Here is a 20838-nt window from a genome sequence, read left to right as displayed (position 1 = left end):
GACAGTGTTTACACCAGAGGAACGAACAATGAAAAAGACAGCATTGACCATGGCCATCTCCAGCGTGCTGCTGGCCGGTGGTGCGCAAGCCGCTACCGTCTACAACCAGAACGACACCAAACTCGACATCGGTGGTCGCGCTCAAGGCATGTACTACGGCACTGATGACAACGGTTCTGAAGGTGACCAGAGCTACCTGCGTCTGCACGTTGCCGGCGAAACCAAGATCGACAACGAGCTGACCGCGTTCGGCTTTGCTGAATACAACCTGCCGGTCTCCGGCTCCGACAACGACGAGCTGCGTTATGCCTACGCCGGCATCAAGCACGATCGTTTCGGTGCCTTCAGCTACGGCCGTCAGGATGGTCTGTTCACCAAAGCCGTGAACAACTACACCGACGTGCTGCCAGAGTGGGGTGGTGACGGTCTGGGCAAAGACACCGAAGTGTTCGGTACCGGTCGTACCAACGGCCTGGCCCAGTACATCTACACCTATCAGGGCCTGACCCTGGGTGCCCAGTTCACCGGCAACAACGATCCGCAGAATGCCGATCGCTCCAACCTGACCGGCACCAACAGCACCTGGAATCCGAAGGGTTCCGCTGAAGGCTTCGCCGTGTCCGCCAACTATGACTTCGACATGGGCCTGAGCCTGGGTACCGCCTACAACCAGGCCGGCAAGACCGACGAGCAGGCCGCCAACGCCGCCTTCGGTGGTGACCGCGACGCCAAGCTGTACGGTGTCGGTGCCAAGTACGCTGTCGGCGACCTCTACCTGGCTGCCACCTACTCCCACGGTGAAGACCACATGTACGTCAGCACCTTCAACGGCTACGCCGAGAAGATGGATGGCTACGAAGCCGTCGCCCAGTACGCCTTCGGCAAGTTCAAGCCGTCCCTGGCCTACCTGCGCACCGATGTGAAGGACAACGCTCGCGGCATCGATGACACCGCCACCGAGTACGTTTCCATCGGTGCCTGGTACAACTTCACCGACAACTTCAACGCCTACGTTGATTACAAGATCAACCTGCTGGACAACGTCAACGGTACCCACACCAACTCGCTGGGCAAAAACACCGACGACGTGGTCGCCGTGGCCCTGCAGTACAACTTCTAAGTCTTCCCTGAATTGCCTACTGTATTTTTTACCGGCCGCCCAGCGGCCGGTTTTTTTATTGCCCGTCAGATGTTGACCCGCGCCAGACTCGGCTCGCGGTGAAAGCAGTTTACCAGCAGCAGCAAGGTCGTCACCCCGACCGTGCCCAACACCAGCCAGGGTAACCAGGGCTGTCCCTGCAGCATGGCGTAGTCATGCAGCGCACCGCCCCCCACGTAACCCGTCATGCCCCCCAGCGCCAGTCCCAGCCGGCTGAAGCCCATGTAGCTGCCGCGAGCCCCCGGCTGCGCGAGCTTGGTCATCAGCGTCTCCCGCGCCGGTTCGGCGATGACGATCCCCAGGTAGAAGCAGGCCAGCAGCATGAATACCGCAGGCAGGGTATTGGCAAAGGCCACCAGCCCGATGCCGGTGGTCATCAGCAGCACCCCCGCCATCAAGCGGCTCTCCAGCTTGAAGTGGCGCTCGCCATAGCGCGCCAGCGGATAGAGCAGCGCCAGCGAGATGGCGGTCTCCAGGGTATACATCCAGCCCACCGCCGTGGTGGTGCCCGCCATCTGCTTGACCAGAATGGGGAAGATCAGCATCACCTGGACCCAGAGCGCGTAGTAGCCGCTCAGGATAAGCACCAGCCGGCAGAACGCCTTGTCCGCCAGCACCTGGCCGAGACCGGCGCGGATCGGGGTCGGTCGCACCGAGAGCTTGTAGGCAGGCAGGATCAGCAGGTTGCACAGCGCGGCGCAGACAAACAGGCCGGCCCCCAGCAGGCAGACATACTCGAAGTCGAAGTTGAGCAGCCAGCTGCCGAGCAGGGCCCCCACCACGGCGCCGGCGCTCTCCAGCATCATCAGCAACGAGATGTAGCGCCCCCGCTGACGGGGCCGGGTGAATTTGATCACCAGTGCGGCGCGGGGCGGATCGAACAGGCAGCCTCCCAGCCCCGAGATGACGCAGGAGAGGATCAGCTCCAGCCCGCTCTGGGCATAGGCCAGGCTGGCAAACCCCGCCGCCCGCAGCAGCATGCCGCCCACGATGAGCGGCCGCGCGCCGAACTTGTCCGCCAGCGAGCCGCCCAGAATGCCCAGCCCCTGCTGGGTCAGCTGGCGCAATCCCAGCGCCAGCCCGACCACCCCGGCCGCCCAGCCGAGCTGATCCACGAAGCGCAGGCTGATCATGGGCATCACCACGAAGAACCCCAGGATCACCAACAGGGAATCCAACGCCAAAAACCACCGCCCCAACCGCCTCGCCCGCTCCACCATGACTACCCGTCCCTTGCTTTTCTGATGACATTCCGATTAATTCGTCTCATCGCCCGAATGACGCCGTCACCAAACGGGCTCAAGGTGCAACGAGCCCCTGAACCGATATGGCAATATGCCAAAGCACAACGATTGATACTGCTATTCTGGAAGGACGCCAGATATAGTGGTAGCCGACAACTGGCTATATTTTATATTGGATTATGTTATGGCTATGACCCTCGACGATCTGCAATTGCTGCTGGATGTGGTCAATCGCGGCAGCTTCAGCAAGGCGGCCGCCGTGCGCGGCTGGTCACAACCCATGGTGAGCCAGCGGATCGCCGTGCTGGAACAGGATCTGGGCCAGCCCCTGTTTCGTCGCCATCGGCGCGGCGCCACCCCCACCCCGGCCTGCGAGCAGTTCCTGCCTGCCGCGAGTGCGGCACTGAGTGCACTGGAAGGGGGCCGCCTGGCAATGCAGGGAGCGCCCGCCCTGCCGCGCATCCGGCTCGCCTGCCTGCCCTCCCTGACGACCGTGGTGTTTGGCCCCCTGCTGCTGGCACTGGTCGACGAGACCTTCGAGATCCGCTGCAACACGGATCACTCCGGCATCATCATGCAGGAGCTGCTGACCGGCGAGACCGACGTCGGCTTCATCCTCAAGTGTCCCGCCATCGCCGGCATCCAGCTCGAGCTGCTCTATCGCTCCCCCATCATAGCCGTAGCCTGTGCCACCCATCCGCTGGCCGGGCGGCAGGGCCTGACCCTGCAGGACATCGCCAACGAGCGGCTGGCCCCCCAGCAGTGGGGCACCGGCTGCGACGAGCTGATCCTGCAGTTGCGCCTGCTGCGCCAGGTGGCGAGCCCGCTGCACGCCATCCAGCCCGCCAGCGCGGCGCGGGAGCTGGCGCTGGAGCACGGCTTCATCACCCTGATGCCGGCGCTCGCCATCGCCCGGGATCTGGAGTTTGGCCGGCTGGTGCAGCTGGACGTGGTGGATCTGCCGCCGGATCACTGGGACGTGATGATGGCCTGGCGCAGCGGCAAACGGCCCAATCCCGCCAAGGAGCGGGTGCTGGAGGCCGCCCGTACCCTGGCCCGGCGCTGGGCGGGCAAATCCGCATAAAAAAAGCGCCGGACAAATCCGGCGCTCTGTCTCTGTTACGGTGACTCAGGCTCAGTAGCTGGCCTTGAGGGTCACCCCAGAGAAGGCGCTGTAGGCGCTCAGCTGCACGTTCCAGGTCCCCGCCTTGGGCGAGTTCAGGGTGCAAGTCTCGGCGTTGCCGCTCTTGTAGGGGCGGCAGTCATAGCTGCTGCTGGTCGGCACGCTGCCGAACTTCACATACAGATCCGCATCGCCGGTACCGCCGCTGCTGGCAATAACCAGCTGGCTCTTGCCGGCCGGCACGTCGATGGTGAAGTTCAGCTTGCCACCCTTGGCGGCGGAGAGACCGCTCACCGGTACCCCGTTTTGCAGCACGCTGCCGGTAGGCGGAGTGGTACCGCCACAGGTGGCATTGACCCCGACCGTGGTAAAGGCAGCCGCCACGTCGGTCACGCTGTAACCGAGATCGGTCGCCGCCTTGGTCACGCCACAGGCGCCCTGATCGAAGGTGGTGTTGGCGCCCCAGTAGAGACGGTTGGCCAGCACGAACACTTCGAAGGCCTTGCGGGTATTCCAGCCGCTGGTGTTGGCCAGCAGGTAGAAGGCGCGGTTGTAGACACCCGAGCTGTGGTGCACGTCGATGCCATCGTAGTAGTCGCTGGCGTGGCCGATGGAGCTGCCATCCCGGGTCGGATCCTCGAAGTAGCGCAAGGAGCCGTTGCCCTTGAAGATCTGGGCGCCCACCAGCCAGTCGTTGCTGCCCTTCATGTAGTTCTCGGCCGCCTCCCCCGCCATGTCGGAAAAGGCCTCGTTGATGCCGCCTGACTGACCGGAGTAGACCAGCCCCGAGTTCTGCTCGGTAAAGCCATGGCTCACCTCGTGGGCTGCCACGTCCAGGCTCACCAGCGGATAGAAGGTGGTGGCACCGTCACCGAAGGTCATCTGGCTGCCGTCCCAGAAGGCGTTCTCGTAGTTGCGGCTGTAGTGCACCCGCATCTTCAGCTTGAAGGTCAGCGGCGCCGTGTTGTACCAGTTGCGGTACATGTCGAACACCACGTTGCCGAAGTAGTGGGCATCGTTGAGGGGCGAGTAGGCACCGTTGATCTCCTTGACCGTGTTCTCCGGGCAGGTGAACTGGTGGATGGTGCCGCCCGTGGTGGCGTGATTCATGTTGAGGGTGTCGACGTTGGCACTGGTCATACGGCAGTTGTCATCCACCTGCAGCGGGCCGAAGTCGGAGCCGTAGAAGTATTTGCCGGTCTTGATGTTGCCGCCCGGGCCGGTGGCATCTTTGTGGTTGATCCCTTCCCAGCGCTTGAGCTCGTTGCCGGTCTGGGCATCGATCATCACGAAGGGACGGCTCGGCTCTTCGCTCGCCGCCAGCCAGGAGACCAGATAGACCAGCTTGGCCTGACCCGCGTCATCCTGCATCACGAACAGCTTGACCCGCTCGTTGCTGCCCTTGGCCCCGGCCCGCGCCTTGCTGGCGGCATCGGCCGGCGACAGGGTCGCGGTCGGGCTGGCCAGATCGGCATCGATCTGGCGCAGGATCTGGCCGGAGACCTGACTGATCTGGCCACCGAGGGACTGCTCGGCCACCAGCACCTGACCCCAGACCGGGATACCGTGCCAGGTCTGCTCATAGCGCACCCGCTGCTGGCCGTTGGGCAGCTTGACTGCCCGCACCTGGCGGAACTCGCCATCCCCGGCCAGCGCGCTGACGCCGGCGGCACCGCTCGGTGCTCCCTGAATGCCGGCAACCTGATGTACGTCAACCTGTTCTGCAGCCAAGGCTGCGCTTCCCCAGCAGGCCAATACCACGGCCAAATAGACTTTGTTCATCCGTCTTTTCCTTAAGTCGATGAAGATTACACGCCGGGTCCGTTGCCCAGCGCTCCTACACTAGTTGGCGCGATCGGAATTGCTGCCTGTCATATGTGACAGCCCAGCATGAATCCATAGCAGAATCTGCTGTTGCCTGTTTTTGGTAGCGTAAAGAGCCGAAAAAATGGCGAATAACACCAGGAAAGGCCGAACAATGACAAGGCGCCCCAATGACGGTCGGAGCCGCCCCTCCATATGGGGATAGCGCAGCCTTGATAACGGCTGAAAGTCCTTGGCTAACAAGGGGTTGATTGGCTACATTGGCGGTTCGACGGCCCATTGCGGGCCCCTGCGGCAACGGGAGGTGCGGATGTTTTCATGGCAACTGGATGACGAGCTGGCGCTGCTGTTCCTGCAGCCCGACATGGCCAGCGAACTCTTTGCCCTCTGTCGGGAGAATCGCGACTACCTGACCCAGTGGCTACCCTGGCCCCCCTACATTCAGCAACCCGCCGACAGCGCCACCTTCATCCGCCACGCCATCGAGAAATTCGCCCGCGGCGAGGGGCTGACCACCGCCATCGAGTATCAGGGGGAGGTGGTCGGTGTCATCGGTTACAACCAGATCGACAAGGCGCTGGCCAAGGTCAGCATCGGCTACTGGCTGGCCGAGCGCTGGCAGGGCAACGGCATCATCACCCGCGCCTGCCAGGCCCTGATCCATCACGCCTTCGAGGAGATGGGGATGGAGAAGGTGGAGATCAGCGCCGCCATCGACAACGAGCCCAGCCGGGCCGTCTGCGAGCGCCTCGGCATGCAGCAGGAGGGGATCACCCGCCGTGCCGAGCGGCTGGCCGACAGAGTCGTGGATCACGTTCACTACAGCCTGCTGCGCGACGAGTGGCTTGGGCAGAGGGATCACTGATGGCACTGCCACACCTGTGCACGGCCCGCAGCCAGCTCACCGTACTGCCTCCCGAGCGGGCCGATCTGATGCTGGATTTCTATCTGCGCAACCGCGCTCACCTCACCCCCTGGGAGCCCAGCCGGGACGAGAGCTTCTATACCCTGAGCCACTGGCACGGCCGGCTGCGCGACAGCTACGGCCAGTTCTTCAACGGCAGCGGGGTGCACCTGGTGGCGCTCGAGCCGGATGGCGAGCAGGTGATCGCCACCTGCAACTTCACCAACATCCTGATGGGGGCCTTCAAGGCCTGCCACCTGGGCTACGCCATCGATCAGGCCCACCAGGGACAGGGGCTGATGCAGGAGATCGTCGGGGCCGGCATCGACTATCTGTTCCGGGAGCACGGCCTGCACCGCATCATGGCCGGCTATATGCCGGCCAATCAGCGCAGCGGCGCCCTGCTCGAGCGGCTCGGCTTCGAGCGGGAGGGGTACGCCAAAGAGTACCTGATGATCAACGGCCGCTGGGAGGATCACATCCTCACCTCCCGCCTCAATCCGGCGTGCTAGCCGGCGAGTGTCCAGCCCAAGGCGGGAAGCTGACCAGAGCGGACATAAAAAACGGGCCCGAAGTCACCTTCGGGCCCGTTTTTTCAGATGAGGTGCAGGCTTAGTTGGCCTTGGCATCGCTCACTGCGGCTTCTGCCTTGGTGGCTACGTCAGCGGCAGCCTTCTCAACGGTTGCAGTCGCTTCGGAAGCAGCCTTCTCTACGGTAGAGGTGGCTTCGCTAGCGGCTTTCTCAACAGTTGCAGCAACGTCGGCGGCCGGAGTAGCGGCCGGTGCGGCGGCTTCTTCTTTCTGACCACAAGCGGTCAACATCAGACCCAGGATACCGGCTACCAGTACTTTGTTCATGTGCATACCCTCAGAAAAATATGGAGAGATGGTCGGTACAACCATCACAGTGCATCCTTTCACCCGGTGAAAAAACCATATGCCGGGAGCCAAGAGGCGCGCGAAATATATCCCCATACGCGCCCAATGAAAACGAGTATCACAATGATATTTTCTCGTTGGCTGGATGAAAAGAACTACTACAGCGACAAACATTAATACAAAACACTGTAAACGGCGCAGTTTTGTACAATAAAACGCCACAGGCCCCGTGATGGCTGGCAATAAACGGCTATTGCATGGTGCCGACAACCACCCGCGGACTGCGCCTCAGTCAGACAAGATCTGACAAGCCAGTCGTTTCCCCTCGCGGGCGCTGTCGCGGGCCATGTCCAGCAACGCCATCACCGCCAGCGCCTCGCCGGCCGGCACCGGGTTCTCCCCCTCCCCGCGGATGGCGGCGCAGACGCCGCGATAGTAGGCGCCGTAATCCCCCGCCTCGCCGGCCACGCTCTGCTGCTGCAGCTGACCATCGCGGATCCGGCTGAGCTGGCCGGGTTCGTTGTCCACTCCCCAGTCTGCCGCCGGCGGCCGCTTGCCGAGCTTGAGCTGCTCCTCCTGCACATCCATACCGAACTTGATGAAGGAGCCCTCGCTGCCGTGGATGACGAAACGCGGCATGGTGGCCGACACCAGGCAACTGCCGTGCAGCACGACCCGCATCTCGCCATAGCCGAGCACCACGTGGAAGTAGTCATCTGCCAGCGCGCCGGGGCGCTGCTGGGCCAGATCCGCCTGCAGCCAGTCCGGCTGACCGAACAGCTGGAGCGACTGATCGAGGATGTGGGGGCCCAGATCGAACCAGAGGCCGGAGCCCGGGCCACCCGCCTCGCGCCAGCGCTGACGCACCTCGGGGCGATAACGGTCGAAGTGGGATTCAAACTGGGCAACTTGCCCCAGCGCCCCCTCCGCCAGCAGGCGGCGCACGGTGAGAAAGTCACCATCCCAGCGCCGGTTGTGGAAGATGCTGAGCAGTCGCTGCTGCTTCTGCGCCAGCTCCACCAGCGCCTGCGCCTCGGCCAGGTCCAGGGCGAACGGCTTGTCGATCACCACGTGCTTGCCGGCCAGCAGCGCCTCGCGGGCGATGGGGGCATGGGTGTCGTTGGGAGTGGCGATCACCACCAGATCGACCGAAGGGTCTGCCAGCACCTCGGCCAGCGAACCGACCCGGCAGCCGGGCAGATCGCTCTGCACCCTGGCGGCATCGCGGCTCACCACCCAGCCGAGGGAGAGCCCGGGCGTGCTGGTCAGAAACGGGGCGTGAAAGGTTTGGCCTGCAAAGCCGTAGCCCACCAGGGCGGCATTGATTGTGTGGCTCATCCGGTTTTCTCCACGGGTAGCTGTGTCATGAGATGCAGGCGAACCTTTGGCCTGCCAAAAGAGAAGGGGGCCCAAGGCCCCCTGAGTGTGCCCATCAGAGCACAGGATTTATTGCAAACACAAGCGCCGGCCCTGGCGGGTCATCAGCACCACCAGCGGGGGCAGCAACAGCCACATGTGCAGCGCCAGCTGGTTCAGCGGGTCGTGCATCAGCGCGCCGATAAAGCCCACCAGCGCACCGGATCCGCTCATCTGGAACAGGCCGAGCAGGGCGGCGGCGGTACCGGCGCAGTGACCGAATGGTGCCAGCGCCATGCCGGCGGCAGAGCCCAGGATCATGGCAAAGCCGATGCTGGAGAGGAATACCGGGCCCATCATGGCCAACGGATGATCGATGTGCATCGACAGGCTCAGGGAGATGGCGGAGAGCAGCAGCACCAGCAGGCCGATGCGCAGGGTGCGTCTTGGCCCCACCCTGGCGATGAAACGGGGCGCCAGGAAGCAGGCCAGGATGTTGAGCGCCGCGTTGGCCGCAAACCAGTAGCTGAAGCCGCTCATGTCCAGCCCCAGCCTCACCATCAGTTGCACCGGCGCCGCGGTGACATAGGCCAGGATCACCGCCATCGCCAGCATGCACAGCGTCGCGTTGAACAGGAAGCTCGGGGAGCGCAGCACCGGGCTGTAGCGCGACCAGCTGATGAGCGGGCCGCCGCTGCGGGTCTCTTCCGGACGGGTTTCCGGCATCCGCCACAGCAGCCAGCTGCCGACGATGACCGCATAACCGGCCATAAACCAGAAGTTGGCCGACCAGCCCGCCTTGGCGGTGAGCCAGCCACCGAGCAGGGGAGCCAGCGCCGGAATGAAGCAGATGGCACCGTTCAGGTAGGAGATCATCTGACCGCTCCTCTTGGGGCCGTAGCTGTCACGCACCACCGAGAAGGCGGCCACCGAGGTTGCACAGGCGCCGAGGCCCTGCAGCACCCGCGCCAGCATCAGCTCGCCAAGGCTGGCGGCAAAGCCGGCACCCAGGGCGCTCAGACCGTAGAGCAGCACGCCGCCGAGGGCGATGGGCTTGCGGCCGTAGCGGTCGGCCAGCGGCCCTACCAGCAGTTGCCCCAGTCCCATGCTGAACAGGAACCAGGTAATGGTGCCCTGCATCAGGGTCACCTCGGCGCCCAGCTGCTCAGCCATCTGCGGAATGGCGGGCAGGTAGATGTCGATGGCCAGCGGACTGAACAGCACCAGTAGGACAAGCAGAAGAATCAATGGCATCAGTCACCTCGTGGCATGGGGGAAATGGATTGGGGCGCGAGTCTACTGACTCACAGTAATGAATTGAAATGGTATTTAATCACTTCTGTTATTCCATTCAGGAAACATTCATTTTATCCACATCTTGCCATGACCCCGGCGAGGGTGATCCAGGGCAATTGGCGCTTTTCCTGGGCGCTAGCCCCGCATAGAATGCGCAGATTATTTTTGTGGAGGTGCTCGATGAACAAGCTTGTCCTGGCAACAGGGAACCAGAAAAAGGTGAAAGAATTGGCCGCCATGCTGGCCGATATGAAGATCCAGGTGATCCCACAGAGCGAGTTTGCGGTCTCCGATGCCGACGAGACCGGCACCACCTTCGTCGAGAATGCCATCATCAAGGCCCGCCATGCCGCCCGCGTCACCGGCCTGCCGGCGGTTGCCGACGACTCAGGCCTGGAAGTGGATCTGCTGCACGGCCGCCCCGGCGTCTACTCCGCCCGTTTTGCCGGTGAGGGTGCCAGCGACAAGGAGAACATCGACAAACTGCTGGGCGAGCTGAAAGGCGCCCCCGAGTATCTCAAAAGCGCCCGCTTCTGGTGCGTGCTGGTCTACATGCGCCACGCCGATGATCCCACCCCCATCATCTGCCAGGCGAGCTGGGAAGGGATGATCATCGACGAGCCGCGCGGTCAGCACGGCTTCGGCTATGACCCTGTGTTCTTCGTCCCCGACCATGACTGCACCTCGGCCCAGATGCCGGCCGAGCTCAAGAACCAGCTCAGCCACCGCGGTCAGGCGCTGGCCAAGCTGAAAGCGGCCCTGGCGGCGGTCAACTAAAGCGCTGTCTCCCGCCGCGTTGTCATCTACAATGGGGGCCGTCGGCCCCCGTTTCGTTCGCGGCGCCCCGGCCCGTTGTCATCGACGACAAGGGCAACCCGACCCCTTTTGATTGTTGAATACTGGAAACCCCATGCTGCAACTGCCGCCCCTCTCCCTCTATATCCACGTGCCCTGGTGTGTCCAGAAGTGCCCCTACTGCGACTTCAACTCCCACGCCCAGAAGGGGGAGCTGCCCCACCTCGAGTATGTGGCGGCCCTGCTGGAGGATCTGGAGCAAGACCTGCACTGGGCCCAGGGGCGCCCGCTCTCCTCCATCTTTATCGGCGGCGGCACGCCGAGCCTGCTCTCCGTGGAGGCCATGCAGGCGCTGCTGGACGGGGTGCGCGAACGCATTCCCCTGACGGCGGACTGCGAGATCACCATGGAGGCCAACCCGGGCACGGTGGAGGCGGACAAGTTCGCCGGCTTCCAGCGGGCCGGCATCAACCGCATCTCCATCGGGGTGCAGAGTTTCCAGCAGGAGAAGCTGACCCGCCTCGGCCGCATCCACGGCCCCGAGGAGGCGCGCAAGGCCGCCGAACTGGCCCACGCCATCAAACTGCCCACCTTCAACCTGGATCTGATGCACGGCCTGCCGGATCAGAGCCTGGACGATGCCCTCTACGACCTGCAGCAGGCCATCGACTGCGCGCCGCCGCACCTCTCCTGGTATCAGCTCACCATAGAGCCGAACACGGCGTTCGCCTCCAAGCCGCCCAAACTGCCGGAAGATGACACTCTGTGGGACATCTACGAGCAGGGCCACGCCATGCTCACCGCCCAGGGCTATCAGCAATACGAGATCTCGGCCTATGCCAAGGCAGGCTACCAGTGCCGCCACAACCTCAACTACTGGCGCTTCGGCGACTATCTGGGGATCGGCTGCGGCGCCCACGGCAAGGTGACGGATGTAGCCAACCAGCAGATCCTGCGCACCGCCAAGGTGAAGCACCCGAAAGGTTATCTGGACCCGAGCCGCCCCTATCTGGACGAGCAGTGGCAGGTGAGCGCGGACGATCTGCCGCTCGAGTACTTCATGAACCGGTTCAGATTGTTTGAACCGGCCCCCAAGACGGAGTTCGAGGCCTACACCGGTCTGCCGCTGGAGCGGGTGGAGACGGTGCTGGACATCGCCCAGAGCAAGGAGCTAATCGAGGATCTCGGCGACAGCTGGCAGCTCACCCCTCTCGGCCATCGCTATCTCAACGTGCTGCTCGAACTCTTTATGGACGAGTGAATACGGGTTCACTCTCTTGCGGCAAGAGGGTGAATCAGCACCAGCGAATAGAAAAACAATCAGGGCGCCATTGGCGCCCTGATTGTTTTGGTTCCAAGAACCAGTTCACGGTCTGTCACGAGAGGCTGTCAGCAAGGTGAAGAGCAGCGCAGGAACCGGAGTGTGTAAGTACACATGAGGATTGCGAGCAGCACATGAGCCTTGATCACGGCCTCGCAGCAAGATCGTGGACAGGTGCCAAAGCAGAAACCCGCTCAGCAGCAGACGCGTACCATCTGCTGTTGGCCGGGCTCCCACCGCTTGCCGTGCTTGGCCTTGCGCTGATAACTGCCCTTGCCTTTCTTGCTCGGTTCGACCCGGGCCTGGAACAGGGGGGAGGTCACCAGTGCCTTGAGGTGGTTGTCCTGAATGATGCCGCGCAGATGTTCACAGGCGGGCTCGGTGGTGACCCGGGTCACCTTCTTCTTGGCCATATCGGCTCCTTGATGGGATTGTCGTGTTTGCCCATCGCCCCAGCCACCACAGATCCGGGGCAGGCGGCGAAAAAACGTGCCGATTGTGCACCTCTCCCGGCCCGCCTGCAAGAGTGTCGGCGGGCTCCTCAGGCCGGTTGATAGACGACCCGCACCAGCCCGCTTGGCAGCACGGTACTGGACACAGGCCTCAGCACGCCGGGCAGGGATCCAGCAAAGAGCGGCACCCCACGCCCCAGGGTGACCGGCACCCAGAACAGGATCAGCTCGTCCACCAGCGCGGCCTGCAGCCCCTGCCTGACCAGCTCGCCGCCATCCAGATAAAGATGGCGGCTGCCCGCCTGCCACAGCTCGTCCAGCACCTGCGCCAGCGCCCCCTGCCGAAAAGAGACATGCTCACGGGGAGCGGCGGGTCTGTGGGTCAATACCACCACCGGCTTGTCGCCATAAAACCACTCGGGAAAGCCGAGCACAGTGTCGTAGCTGTTGCGCCCCATCAGCAGGGTGTCTGTACTGGCCATCAGCGCGCTGTAGCCGGTCTCATCCTGAGAGTCGCCGTTGTAGGGTTCAAGCCAGGCCAGATCGCCCCCCTCCCCGGCAATGAAGCCGTCGAGAGAGAGGGCGAGAAAGGCGGATACCCGGGGCCGACGCAGCTCAGTGCTCATGGTCGTGATGCTCATGGCGGGAGGGGGCCCCGGACTCCAGCGTCTCGAGGATGGCGCAGTGCTCCGCCGAGCGCGGGCCGCCGCAGCAGATGTTGGAGAGCTCCCGCAGGTTGTCGCGAAAACGGGTCAGCTCGACGATCTTCTGCTCCACCTGTTCGAGCTTGGTGTCGGCCACCGCCTTCACCTCCTGGCAGGTGACCTTGGCCTTGTTGGTGTCGAGATCCAGCAGCTCGCCGATGTCGGCCAGCGAGAACCCCACCGACTTGGCGCGGATGATGAACTCCAGCCGCCGCTTGTCCTGCTCGCCATAGAGGCGATAGCCGGACTCGTTGCGAATGCCCGGCGAGATGAGACCGTTTTTCTCGTAAAAGCGCAGAGTATCCGCCTTCACCCCGCACGCCTTGGCCAGCTCCCCGATCCGATACATGCCTTTCTCCCTCCCAAATGAGTCAAGAACCACAACCGGCACCCACTATCGCCCCTTTGCCGGACGATTGCCAGTCGGCAGCGGGAAAGAGGATGCGGCCACCCTTTTGCCATCAAGACACTGAAAAGACAAACGTTTCACAAAAAACCACCAGAAAACGTTTAACACCGCGCCAGGCAAGGCTTTGTCACTTTAAAAAATCCACCACGGGTCACATTTTTTGTGTAGAATACGCGCCCACAAGAGAGCGACGCGTCAAGCGGGTATTTCCTAAAACGCTTTTGCCTGGCGGCAGGTTTCAGGCGAGAGCGGTTTGCGAAATCCCCCACTTCCATTTATTTGGGGACTCTCTGTGTTGAGCCTCGCCTCCCATGGAACGGTCCCCGTTATGCTGAGGACGATAGTGTGATGGAACAAGCTCGACCCATTCGCCGTGCACTGCTGAGTGTGTCTGACAAGACTGGCATCGTGGAATTTGCCAAGGCACTCAACGAGCGCGGCGTGGCCCTGCTCTCCACCGGTGGTACTGCCAAGCTGCTGGCCGAGGCGGGTCTGCCGGTGACCGAGGTCTCCGACTACACCGGATTCCCCGAGATGATGGACGGCCGGGTCAAGACCCTGCATCCCAAGGTCCACGGCGGCATTCTCGGCCGGCGCGAGCAAGACGACGCCATCATGGCCCAGCACGCTATCTCCCCCATCGACATGGTCGTGGTCAACCTTTATCCCTTCGCCGCCACCGTCGCCAAGCCAGGTTGTACCCTGGCCGATGCGGTCGAGAACATCGACATCGGCGGCCCGACCATGGTTCGCTCCGCCGCCAAGAACCACAAAGATGTGGCCATCGTGGTCAAGGCCACCGACTATGACCGCGTCATCCGCGAGATGGATGGCAACGGCAACAGCCTGAAACTGGCGACCCGTTTCGATCTGGCCATTGCCGCCTTCGAACACACCGCTGCCTACGACGGCATGATCGCCAACTACTTCGGCACCATGGTTCCCTCCTACGGTGACAACAAGGAGGGTGACGAGGAGTCCCGCTTCCCGCGCACCTTCAACAGCCAGTTCATCAAGAAGCAGGACATGCGCTACGGCGAGAACAGCCACCAGGCCGCCGCCTTCTATGCCGAGGAGCAGGCCGCACCGGGCTCGGTGGCGAGCGCCACCCAGCTGCAGGGCAAGGCCCTCTCCTACAACAACATCGCCGACACCGACGCGGCGCTGGAGTGCGTCAAAGAGTTCGACCAGCCGGCCTGCGTCATCGTCAAGCACGCCAATCCGTGCGGCGTGGCCATCGGCAGCGATCTGCTGAGCGCCTACGAGCGCGCCTGGCAGACCGACCCCACCTCCGCGTTTGGCGGCATCATCGCCTTCAACCGTGAACTGGATGGCGCCACCGCCAAGGCCATCGTCGAGCGCCAGTTCGTCGAGGTGATCATCGCCCCCACCGTCAGCCAGGCGGCCCGCGATGCGGTCGCCGCCAAGCAGAACGTGCGACTGCTCGAGTGCGGTCAGTGGACCGCGCCGGCACAAGGCTTTGACTTCAAGCGCGTCAACGGCGGCCTGCTGGTGCAGGAGCGCGACCTTGGCATGGTGACGCTCGGGGATTTAACCGTGGTCAGCAAGCGTCAGCCCACCGAGGCCGAACTGAACGACCTGCTGTTCTGCTGGAAGGTGGCCAAGTTCGTCAAATCCAACGCCATCGTCTATGCCAAAGACGGCCAGACCATCGGCGTCGGCGCCGGCCAGATGAGCCGCGTCTACTCGGCCAAGATCGCCGGCATCAAGGCCGAGGATGAAGGGCTGACCGTGGCGGGCTCCGTCATGGCCTCCGATGCCTTCTTCCCGTTCCGCGACGGCATCGACGCCGCCGCGGCAGCCGGCATCTCCTGCGTCATCCAGCCCGGTGGCTCGATGCGCGATCAGGAGGTGATCGACGCCGCCGACGAACACGGCATGTGCATGCTGTTCACCAACATGCGCCACTTCCGTCACTGATGGATCAGGGCCGCCGTCGGCGGCCCTTTTGTTGTCTCTTTTCACCTGGCTATTTTCACCGGCGCAGGCTTTTGGCCCGCCCGTGACCCCGAATAGAAGCGAGCGATACGATGAAAGTACTGATCATTGGCAACGGCGGCCGTGAACACGCCCTGGCCTGGAAGGCCAAGCAATCCCCCCTGGTGACCCGGGTCTTCGTCGCCCCCGGCAATGCCGGCACCGCCCATGAAGGGAGCATCGAGAACGTGGCCATCTCCGCCACCGACATCCCGGCCCTGCTGGCGTTTGCCAAGGAGCAGCGCATCGGTCTGACCATCGTCGGGCCGGAAGCACCGCTGGTGAAAGGGGTGGTCGATGCGTTCCGCGCCGAGGGGCTGGCCATCTTCGGCCCGACCGCCGCCGCCGCCCAGCTGGAAGGCTCCAAGGCGTTTGCCAAGGACTTTCTGGCCCGCCACGCCATCCCGACTGCCGAGTACCAGAACTTCACCGAGGTGGAGCCGGCGCTGGCCTACCTGCGCGAGAAGGGCGCTCCCATCGTCATCAAGGCTGACGGCCTGGCCGCCGGCAAGGGGGTCATCGTTGCCATGACCCTGAGCGAGGCGGAAGAGGCGGTACGCGACATGCTCTCCGGCAACGCCTTTGGCGACGCCGGGGCCCGGGTGGTGATCGAGGAGTTCCTGGACGGGGAAGAGGCGAGCTTCATCGTCATGGTGGACGGCGAGCATGTGCTGCCGATGGCTACCAGCCAGGATCACAAGCGGGTGGGTGATGGCGATACCGGCCTCAACACCGGCGGCATGGGCGCCTACTCCCCCGCTCCCGTGGTCACGGCCGACGTGCACCGCAAGGTGATGGAGCAGGTGATCATGCCGACCGTGCGCGGCATGGCGGCCGAGGGCAACGTCTACACCGGTTTCCTCTACGCCGGTCTGATGATCGACGGCCAGGGCAACCCCAAGGTAATCGAGTTCAACTGCCGCTTTGGCGATCCCGAGACCCAACCCATCATGCTGCGCATGCGCTCCGATCTGGTGGAGCTCTGCCTGGCGGCCTGCGCCGGCAAGCTGGATCAGGTCGAAGCCATCTATGACCCCCGCGTCGCCATCGGCGTGGTGCTGGCGGCGGGCGGCTACCCCGGCGACTACCAGCAGGGCAAGCCCATCAGCGGCCTGCCGGTGGAAGAGGCGAGCGGCGAGAAGGTATTCCACGCCGGCTCGCAGCTGGAAGGCGATACCGTGGTGACCGCCGGTGGCCGCGTGCTGTGCGCCACTGCCCTCGGTCACAGCGTGGCCGAGGCGCAAAAGCGGGCCTATCAGCTGGCGGGTCGCATCAAGTGGGACGGCGTCTTCTACCGCCACGACATCGGCTGGCGCGCCATCGAGCGTGAACAGCAGCAGTAATCAACAGGGCCCGCAAGGGCCCTCTCTTCATCTGGTGTTATCTCGCGGTCACGCAGCCGGCAGATGGCCCGAATGGCCTGGTTCGCTTGACTGAGCAACTCCCTTACATCTCCCCCTTCCCTGTTACCCTTTGTGACAAAAAACAGCAATATTCACAAACAGTTCACGCACTGTCATGGCATCATGCCTGTGATGAATCCAAACAAGGGTTCATAAGAAGCCATATAGAATCGATAAGCATGTCGTTTAAATAAGGAAATCCCATGTTGAAAACTGTTCGCCCCCTGCTGCTGCCCCTGATGTTTGGCCTGATGACCCTGCCCGCCATGGCCGGTGAGCTGGAACAGCCGATGAAGAAGATCGGCTTCAACTACAAGCAGGCGGTCAAGGCTGACGATGCCGCCACCATGGAAAAATACATCAACGAGATGAAGGCGCAGTTCGACATCGCCAAGCAGAAGAACATGCCGGCTGCCAAGAAAGAGAAGTTCCTGGAAGGCATGAACGAAGTACAGACCGAACTGGATGCCAGCCTGGCAGCCCTCAAGGCGGGTGACGAAGCCAAGGCGCGCGAGCACCTGGCCAAGGTCAACGACCTGAAGAAGGAGTACCACAAATATGCCAAGCAAAAAGGCTGATCCCTTCCACTGGGATAGTCTGGTCCGCCTCACCCACTGGGGTGTGGCGGCCATCTGTATCGGCAACCTCTGGCTCAACGAGGCGGGTGAGGAGTGGCACGAACGGCTGGGTTACCTGGCCATCGCCCTGATCAGCCTGCGCCTGGCGTGGGGGCTCTCGTTTGCCAAGGGCCATGCCCGGTTGCGAGCCCTCATCCCAAGCCGGGCAGATTTTCGCCAGCAAGCGGTGGAGCTGCGCGAGCGCACGCCACCGGCCCCCGGTCACCACGGCAGCGGCAAGCTGGCGGTCTGGACACTCTGGCTGCTGATCCTGGCCACCGCCGGCACCGGCTGGTTCCAGAATACCGAGATGGGGTTCGAGCTGGGAGCGGACGACTGGCACGTCTGGTGTACCTGGGCCCTGCAGGGCATGATAGCGCTGCACCTGCTGGCCATCCTGTTCACCTCCTGGCGCCAGCGCAGCAATCTGGTGAAACGCATGTTGCCAAGGCGCCGTGACAAGGCCCGGGCCTTGCCGCAGGAATCCGACGCCTGAATACTCATGGGGCCCTGCTGGGCCCCTGTTCATTGCTCTGCCACTCCCCTGCTCCCACACTACCCGCCTGTCCCCGGCTCTTGCCCTCTCTTTCGCCACTTGCATCGCTAGGGGCCATGAAAGCATTTTCATTCACATTTCTTAATTAATTCAGGCTGTTCGATTTTCAACCACTTCAATTTCATGAATGCTACTGAGCTGAACGAGGTTGTTCGTTGTCCGTTCGACTACACGACAGTGATATGTCAATAACAAGATCGAAGGGAAAATCGTCATGCACAGCACACTGCTTCGAACCGCCCTGCTGACGGCGGCACTCGGCTCTTTCAGCCACACTGCCACCGCCGAAGGGGTCATGGTTCACCTGTTCCAATGGAAGTTCAACGATATCGCCAACGAGTGCGAAACCGTGCTCGGGCCAAAGGGATTCGGGGGAGTCCAAATCACCCCACCGGCCGAGCACAAGCAGGGCAGCCAGGTCTGGTGGACCGTCTATCAACCCGTCAGCTTCAAGAATTTCAACAGTTTCGGCGGTAGCGAAGCGGAACTCAGAAGCATGATCGCCCGCTGCAACGCAGCCGGGGTCAAGGTCTATGCCGACGCGGTCTTCAACCAGCTGGCATCTGGCTCAGGCACCGCCACCGGTGGCGGCAGCTACAACGCGGGGCAGTACCAGTATCCCCAGTTCGGCTACAACGACTTCCACCACAGCGGCGACATCACCAACTACGGCGACAGCAACAACGTCTGGAACGGCGCCCTCTACGGAATGCCGGACCTCAATACCGGCTCTCCCTACGTGCAGGATCAGATCGCCACCTACATGAAGACCCTGCTCGGCTGGGGTGTGGCAGGCTTTCGTATCGATGCGGCCAAGCACATGGCCCCGACCGAGGTGAAGGCCATCCTCGACAAGGCGGGCAACCCCAAGGCCTACCTGGAGGTGATCGGCGCAGGCGGGGAGTCTCCCGACATCCAGCCCGGGCGCTACACCTACATCGATACTGTCACCGACTTCAAATACGGCACCGATCTCGCCGCCAACTTCAACGGCCAGATCAAGAACCTCAAGACGCTGGGCGAGAGCTGGGGCCTGCTCCCCTCCAACAAGGCCTTCGTCTTCGTGGTCAACCACGACCGCGAACGCGGCCACGGTGGGGGTGGCATGCTCACCTTCATGAGCGGCGCTCGCTACGATCTGGCCAACACCTTCATGCTGGCTTGGCCCTATGGCTGGAAGCAGGTGATGTCGGGCTATCGCTTCGAAAACATGAGCACCTATGAAACCGACAAGGGGGCGCCGGGCAGCACACCCTGCACGGACAGCCAGTGGAACTGCGAGCAGCGCCGGCCGACCATCATGAACATGGCCCTGTTCCACAACCGGACCGAAGGCCAGCCGGTCAGCAACTGGTGGGACAACGGCAACAACCAGATCGCTTTCGGCCGTGGTGACAAGGGCTTCGTCGCCATCAACAACGAGAGCGGCAGCCTGGTAGCCTCGCTGCAGACCGCGCTGCCGGCCGGCGAGTACTGCAACCTGCTGGGCGGCAACGACTACTGCAGCGGCGGCTATGTCACCGTCGATGGCAGTGGCAAGGCCAGCCTGAACGTGCCCGGCATGAAGGCGGCCGCCATCATCGCCGGTTGCACCAAGGCCAGCCCCTGCGGTGGCTCCGCCCTGCCGGGCACCAAGTTCAGCAGCATGAACCTGCGCGGTACCCACAACGCCTGGGGCAATACCCCCATGACCGTCGATGCCAACCGTGTCTGGTCAGCCACCCTCACCCTGACCGGCAACGGTGATGCCACCGGCGCCCAGCGCTTCAAGTTCGACGTCTTCGGCAACTGGGCCGAAAACTACGGCGACAACGAAGGGGATGGCATCGCCGACAAGGGCAGCAGCAAGGATATCTTGGTCAGCGGGGCGGGCAGCTACCGCATCACCCTGAACGAAAGCGATCTGCGTTACACGGTCACCCCCCTCACCAGCAACCAGGCGCCGGTGGCCGCCCTCTCTCCCAAGACCCTCAGCGTCAAGGCGGGTGAGAGCGTGGTGTTCGATGCCTCCGCCTCCCGCGACGACGGGGGCGTGGTGAGCTACAGCTGGTCCAGCGGTGGCACCGCCGCCACGGAGACGGTCCGGTTCGATACCCCGGGCACCCATACCGTGACGGTCACCGTGACCGATGCAGAAGGGTTGACCGCCAGTGCCAGCGCTACCGTGACCGTCATCGACGACAACGGCACCTACGCCAGCGTGCTGCCCACCCTGAATTTCCGCGGTACTCCCAATGCCTGGGGCTCCCTTGCCATGACACTGGTCGCCGACAATCAGTGGGAGGCTCTGGTCACCTTCGATGGTCAGGCAAACCAGCGCTTCAAGTTCGACGTCAAGGGGGACTGGAGCAAGAACTATGGTGACACCAACAAGGATGGGGTGGCCGAACTGGCCGGCAGTGACATCCTCACCTCGGTCACCGGCCAGTATCGGGTGCGCTTCAACGATCAGACCCTGCAATACAGCCTGACCCCGGTCAGCGTCGGCTACACGAAGAACTTCGCCAGCCTCAACATTCGCGGCACCGCCAACAACTGGGGCTCCACCCCCATGTCGCTGGTAGGCGATCACCTCTGGCAGGCCAGCGTCACCTTCACCGGTAGCGGCGATGGCAACGGCGGTCAGCGCTTCAAGTTCGACGTCAAGGGCGACTGGACCCAGAACTATGGCGACACCAACAGGGACGGTGTCGCCGAGCTGGCCGGCGCCGACATCACCACGGCACTGGTCGGTGTCTATGTGGTCCGCTTCAACGACCAGACGCTGGCTTATAGTCTGAACGCCCAGTAAGACTCCA

At 63.0% G+C, this 20838-nt stretch carries 19 protein-coding genes; 11 read left to right on the top strand and 8 right to left on the bottom strand.

Features of this window, described 5'->3' with window-relative positions:
• Window positions 1–28: 28 nt before the first annotated feature.
• A complete protein-coding gene (locus ACB032_RS20315) occupies window positions 29–1120 on the top strand; it encodes a porin (protein WP_113995956.1) in 1092 nt (363 codons plus the stop codon).
• Window positions 1121–1185: 65 nt separating this feature from the next.
• Here ACB032_RS20315 and mdtH read toward each other — a convergent pair whose 3' ends face one another.
• Window positions 1186–2379, bottom strand: a complete 1194-nt coding sequence (mdtH, locus tag ACB032_RS20310; protein WP_011704798.1) for a multidrug efflux MFS transporter MdtH — start codon at window positions 2377–2379, stop codon at window positions 1186–1188.
• 208 nt (window positions 2380–2587) lie between these two features.
• On the opposite strand from mdtH, the gene ACB032_RS20305 reads away from it, so the two are divergent.
• Window positions 2588–3487 carry a LysR family transcriptional regulator gene (locus tag ACB032_RS20305; protein WP_024946193.1) on the top strand — a complete coding sequence of 300 codons (900 nt, stop codon included), beginning with the start codon at window positions 2588–2590 and terminating at the stop codon, window positions 3485–3487.
• A gap of 51 nt (window positions 3488–3538) precedes the next feature.
• Here ACB032_RS20305 and ACB032_RS20300 read toward each other — a convergent pair whose 3' ends face one another.
• Window positions 3539–5308: a M4 family metallopeptidase gene (locus ACB032_RS20300; protein WP_371138637.1), complete on the bottom strand. Its 1770-nt coding sequence runs from the start codon at window positions 5306–5308 to the stop codon at window positions 3539–3541.
• 352 nt (window positions 5309–5660) lie between these two features.
• Here ACB032_RS20300 and ACB032_RS20295 point away from each other — a divergent pair, with 352 nt between their 5' ends.
• Window positions 5661–6215: a GNAT family N-acetyltransferase gene (locus tag ACB032_RS20295; RefSeq protein ID WP_017764725.1), complete on the top strand. Its 555-nt coding sequence runs from the start codon at window positions 5661–5663 to the stop codon at window positions 6213–6215.
• The gene (rimJ, locus tag ACB032_RS20290) at window positions 6215–6766 is read left to right on the top strand and encodes a ribosomal protein S5-alanine N-acetyltransferase (protein ID WP_323939100.1); all 552 of its coding nucleotides are present in this window, start codon (window positions 6215–6217) and stop codon (window positions 6764–6766) included. Before ACB032_RS20295 ends, rimJ begins: the two co-directional genes overlap by 1 nt.
• A 100-nt stretch (window positions 6767–6866) precedes the next feature.
• On the opposite strand, the gene ACB032_RS20285 is transcribed toward rimJ, so the two are convergent.
• From ACB032_RS20285 to ACB032_RS20275, 3 genes are all read right to left on the bottom strand, one after another.
• A complete protein-coding gene (locus ACB032_RS20285) occupies window positions 6867–7112 on the bottom strand; it encodes a hypothetical protein (RefSeq protein WP_005309486.1) in 246 nt (81 codons plus the stop codon).
• A gap of 309 nt (window positions 7113–7421) precedes the next feature.
• Window positions 7422–8471: an oxidoreductase gene (locus tag ACB032_RS20280; protein ID WP_323939099.1), complete on the bottom strand. Its 1050-nt coding sequence runs from the start codon at window positions 8469–8471 to the stop codon at window positions 7422–7424.
• Between the two features lie 108 nt (window positions 8472–8579).
• The gene (locus tag ACB032_RS20275; protein WP_371138636.1) at window positions 8580–9743 is read right to left on the bottom strand and encodes a multidrug effflux MFS transporter; all 1164 of its coding nucleotides are present in this window, start codon (window positions 9741–9743) and stop codon (window positions 8580–8582) included.
• Window positions 9744–9965: 222 nt separating this feature from the next.
• On the opposite strand from ACB032_RS20275, the gene rdgB reads away from it, so the two are divergent.
• Entirely contained in the window at window positions 9966–10562 is a 597-nt protein-coding gene (rdgB, locus tag ACB032_RS20270) for an RdgB/HAM1 family non-canonical purine NTP pyrophosphatase (protein ID WP_021470186.1), read from the top strand.
• Window positions 10563–10695: 133 nt separating this feature from the next.
• The gene (gene hemW / locus ACB032_RS20265; RefSeq protein ID WP_371138635.1) at window positions 10696–11841 is read left to right on the top strand and encodes a radical SAM family heme chaperone HemW; all 1146 of its coding nucleotides are present in this window, start codon (window positions 10696–10698) and stop codon (window positions 11839–11841) included.
• A 254-nt stretch (window positions 11842–12095) separates the two neighbouring features.
• On the opposite strand, the gene ACB032_RS20260 is transcribed toward hemW, so the two are convergent.
• The 3 genes from ACB032_RS20260 to zntR form a co-directional block, all read right to left on the bottom strand.
• Window positions 12096–12314, bottom strand: a complete 219-nt coding sequence (locus ACB032_RS20260) for an alternative ribosome-rescue factor A (RefSeq protein ID WP_044799252.1) — start codon at window positions 12312–12314, stop codon at window positions 12096–12098.
• A 128-nt stretch (window positions 12315–12442) separates the two neighbouring features.
• Window positions 12443–12979: a dihydrofolate reductase family protein gene (locus ACB032_RS20255; protein WP_371138634.1), complete on the bottom strand. Its 537-nt coding sequence runs from the start codon at window positions 12977–12979 to the stop codon at window positions 12443–12445.
• The gene (zntR, locus tag ACB032_RS20250) at window positions 12969–13406 is read right to left on the bottom strand and encodes a Zn(2+)-responsive transcriptional regulator (protein WP_005309469.1); all 438 of its coding nucleotides are present in this window, start codon (window positions 13404–13406) and stop codon (window positions 12969–12971) included. The genes ACB032_RS20255 and zntR overlap by 11 nt, the downstream gene beginning before the upstream one ends.
• 408 nt (window positions 13407–13814) lie before the next feature.
• Between zntR and purH the strand changes: the two genes are divergently transcribed.
• The 5 genes from purH to ACB032_RS20225 all read left to right on the top strand — a co-directional run bounded on the left by purH (window position 13815) and on the right by ACB032_RS20225 (window position 20831).
• A complete protein-coding gene (gene purH, locus ACB032_RS20245) occupies window positions 13815–15407 on the top strand; it encodes a bifunctional phosphoribosylaminoimidazolecarboxamide formyltransferase/IMP cyclohydrolase (protein ID WP_371138633.1) in 1593 nt (530 codons plus the stop codon).
• A 110-nt stretch (window positions 15408–15517) separates the two neighbouring features.
• Window positions 15518–16807, top strand: coding sequence for a phosphoribosylamine--glycine ligase (gene purD, locus ACB032_RS20240; protein ID WP_011704786.1), 1290 nt, complete (start codon window positions 15518–15520; stop codon window positions 16805–16807).
• A 263-nt stretch (window positions 16808–17070) separates the two neighbouring features.
• On the top strand, window positions 17071–17445 hold the full coding sequence (locus ACB032_RS20235) for a cytochrome b562 (RefSeq protein WP_011704785.1): 375 nt from the start codon (window positions 17071–17073) through the stop codon (window positions 17443–17445).
• Window positions 17426–17980: a cytochrome b/b6 domain-containing protein gene (locus tag ACB032_RS20230; RefSeq protein ID WP_029302376.1), complete on the top strand. Its 555-nt coding sequence runs from the start codon at window positions 17426–17428 to the stop codon at window positions 17978–17980. The genes ACB032_RS20235 and ACB032_RS20230 overlap by 20 nt, the downstream gene beginning before the upstream one ends.
• Window positions 17981–18254: 274 nt before the next feature.
• Window positions 18255–20831 carry an alpha amylase C-terminal domain-containing protein gene (locus tag ACB032_RS20225; RefSeq protein WP_371138632.1) on the top strand — a complete coding sequence of 859 codons (2577 nt, stop codon included), beginning with the start codon at window positions 18255–18257 and terminating at the stop codon, window positions 20829–20831.
• The last annotated feature ends 7 nt before the right edge of the window (window positions 20832–20838 follow it).

This window comes from Aeromonas sp. S5(2024) (assembly GCF_041403025.1).
GTDB classification, from domain to species: domain Bacteria; phylum Pseudomonadota; class Gammaproteobacteria; order Enterobacterales; family Aeromonadaceae; genus Aeromonas; species Aeromonas hydrophila.
The sequence above is the reverse complement of the archived record's forward strand: the minus strand, read 5'-3'. Positions and strand labels throughout refer to the sequence as shown.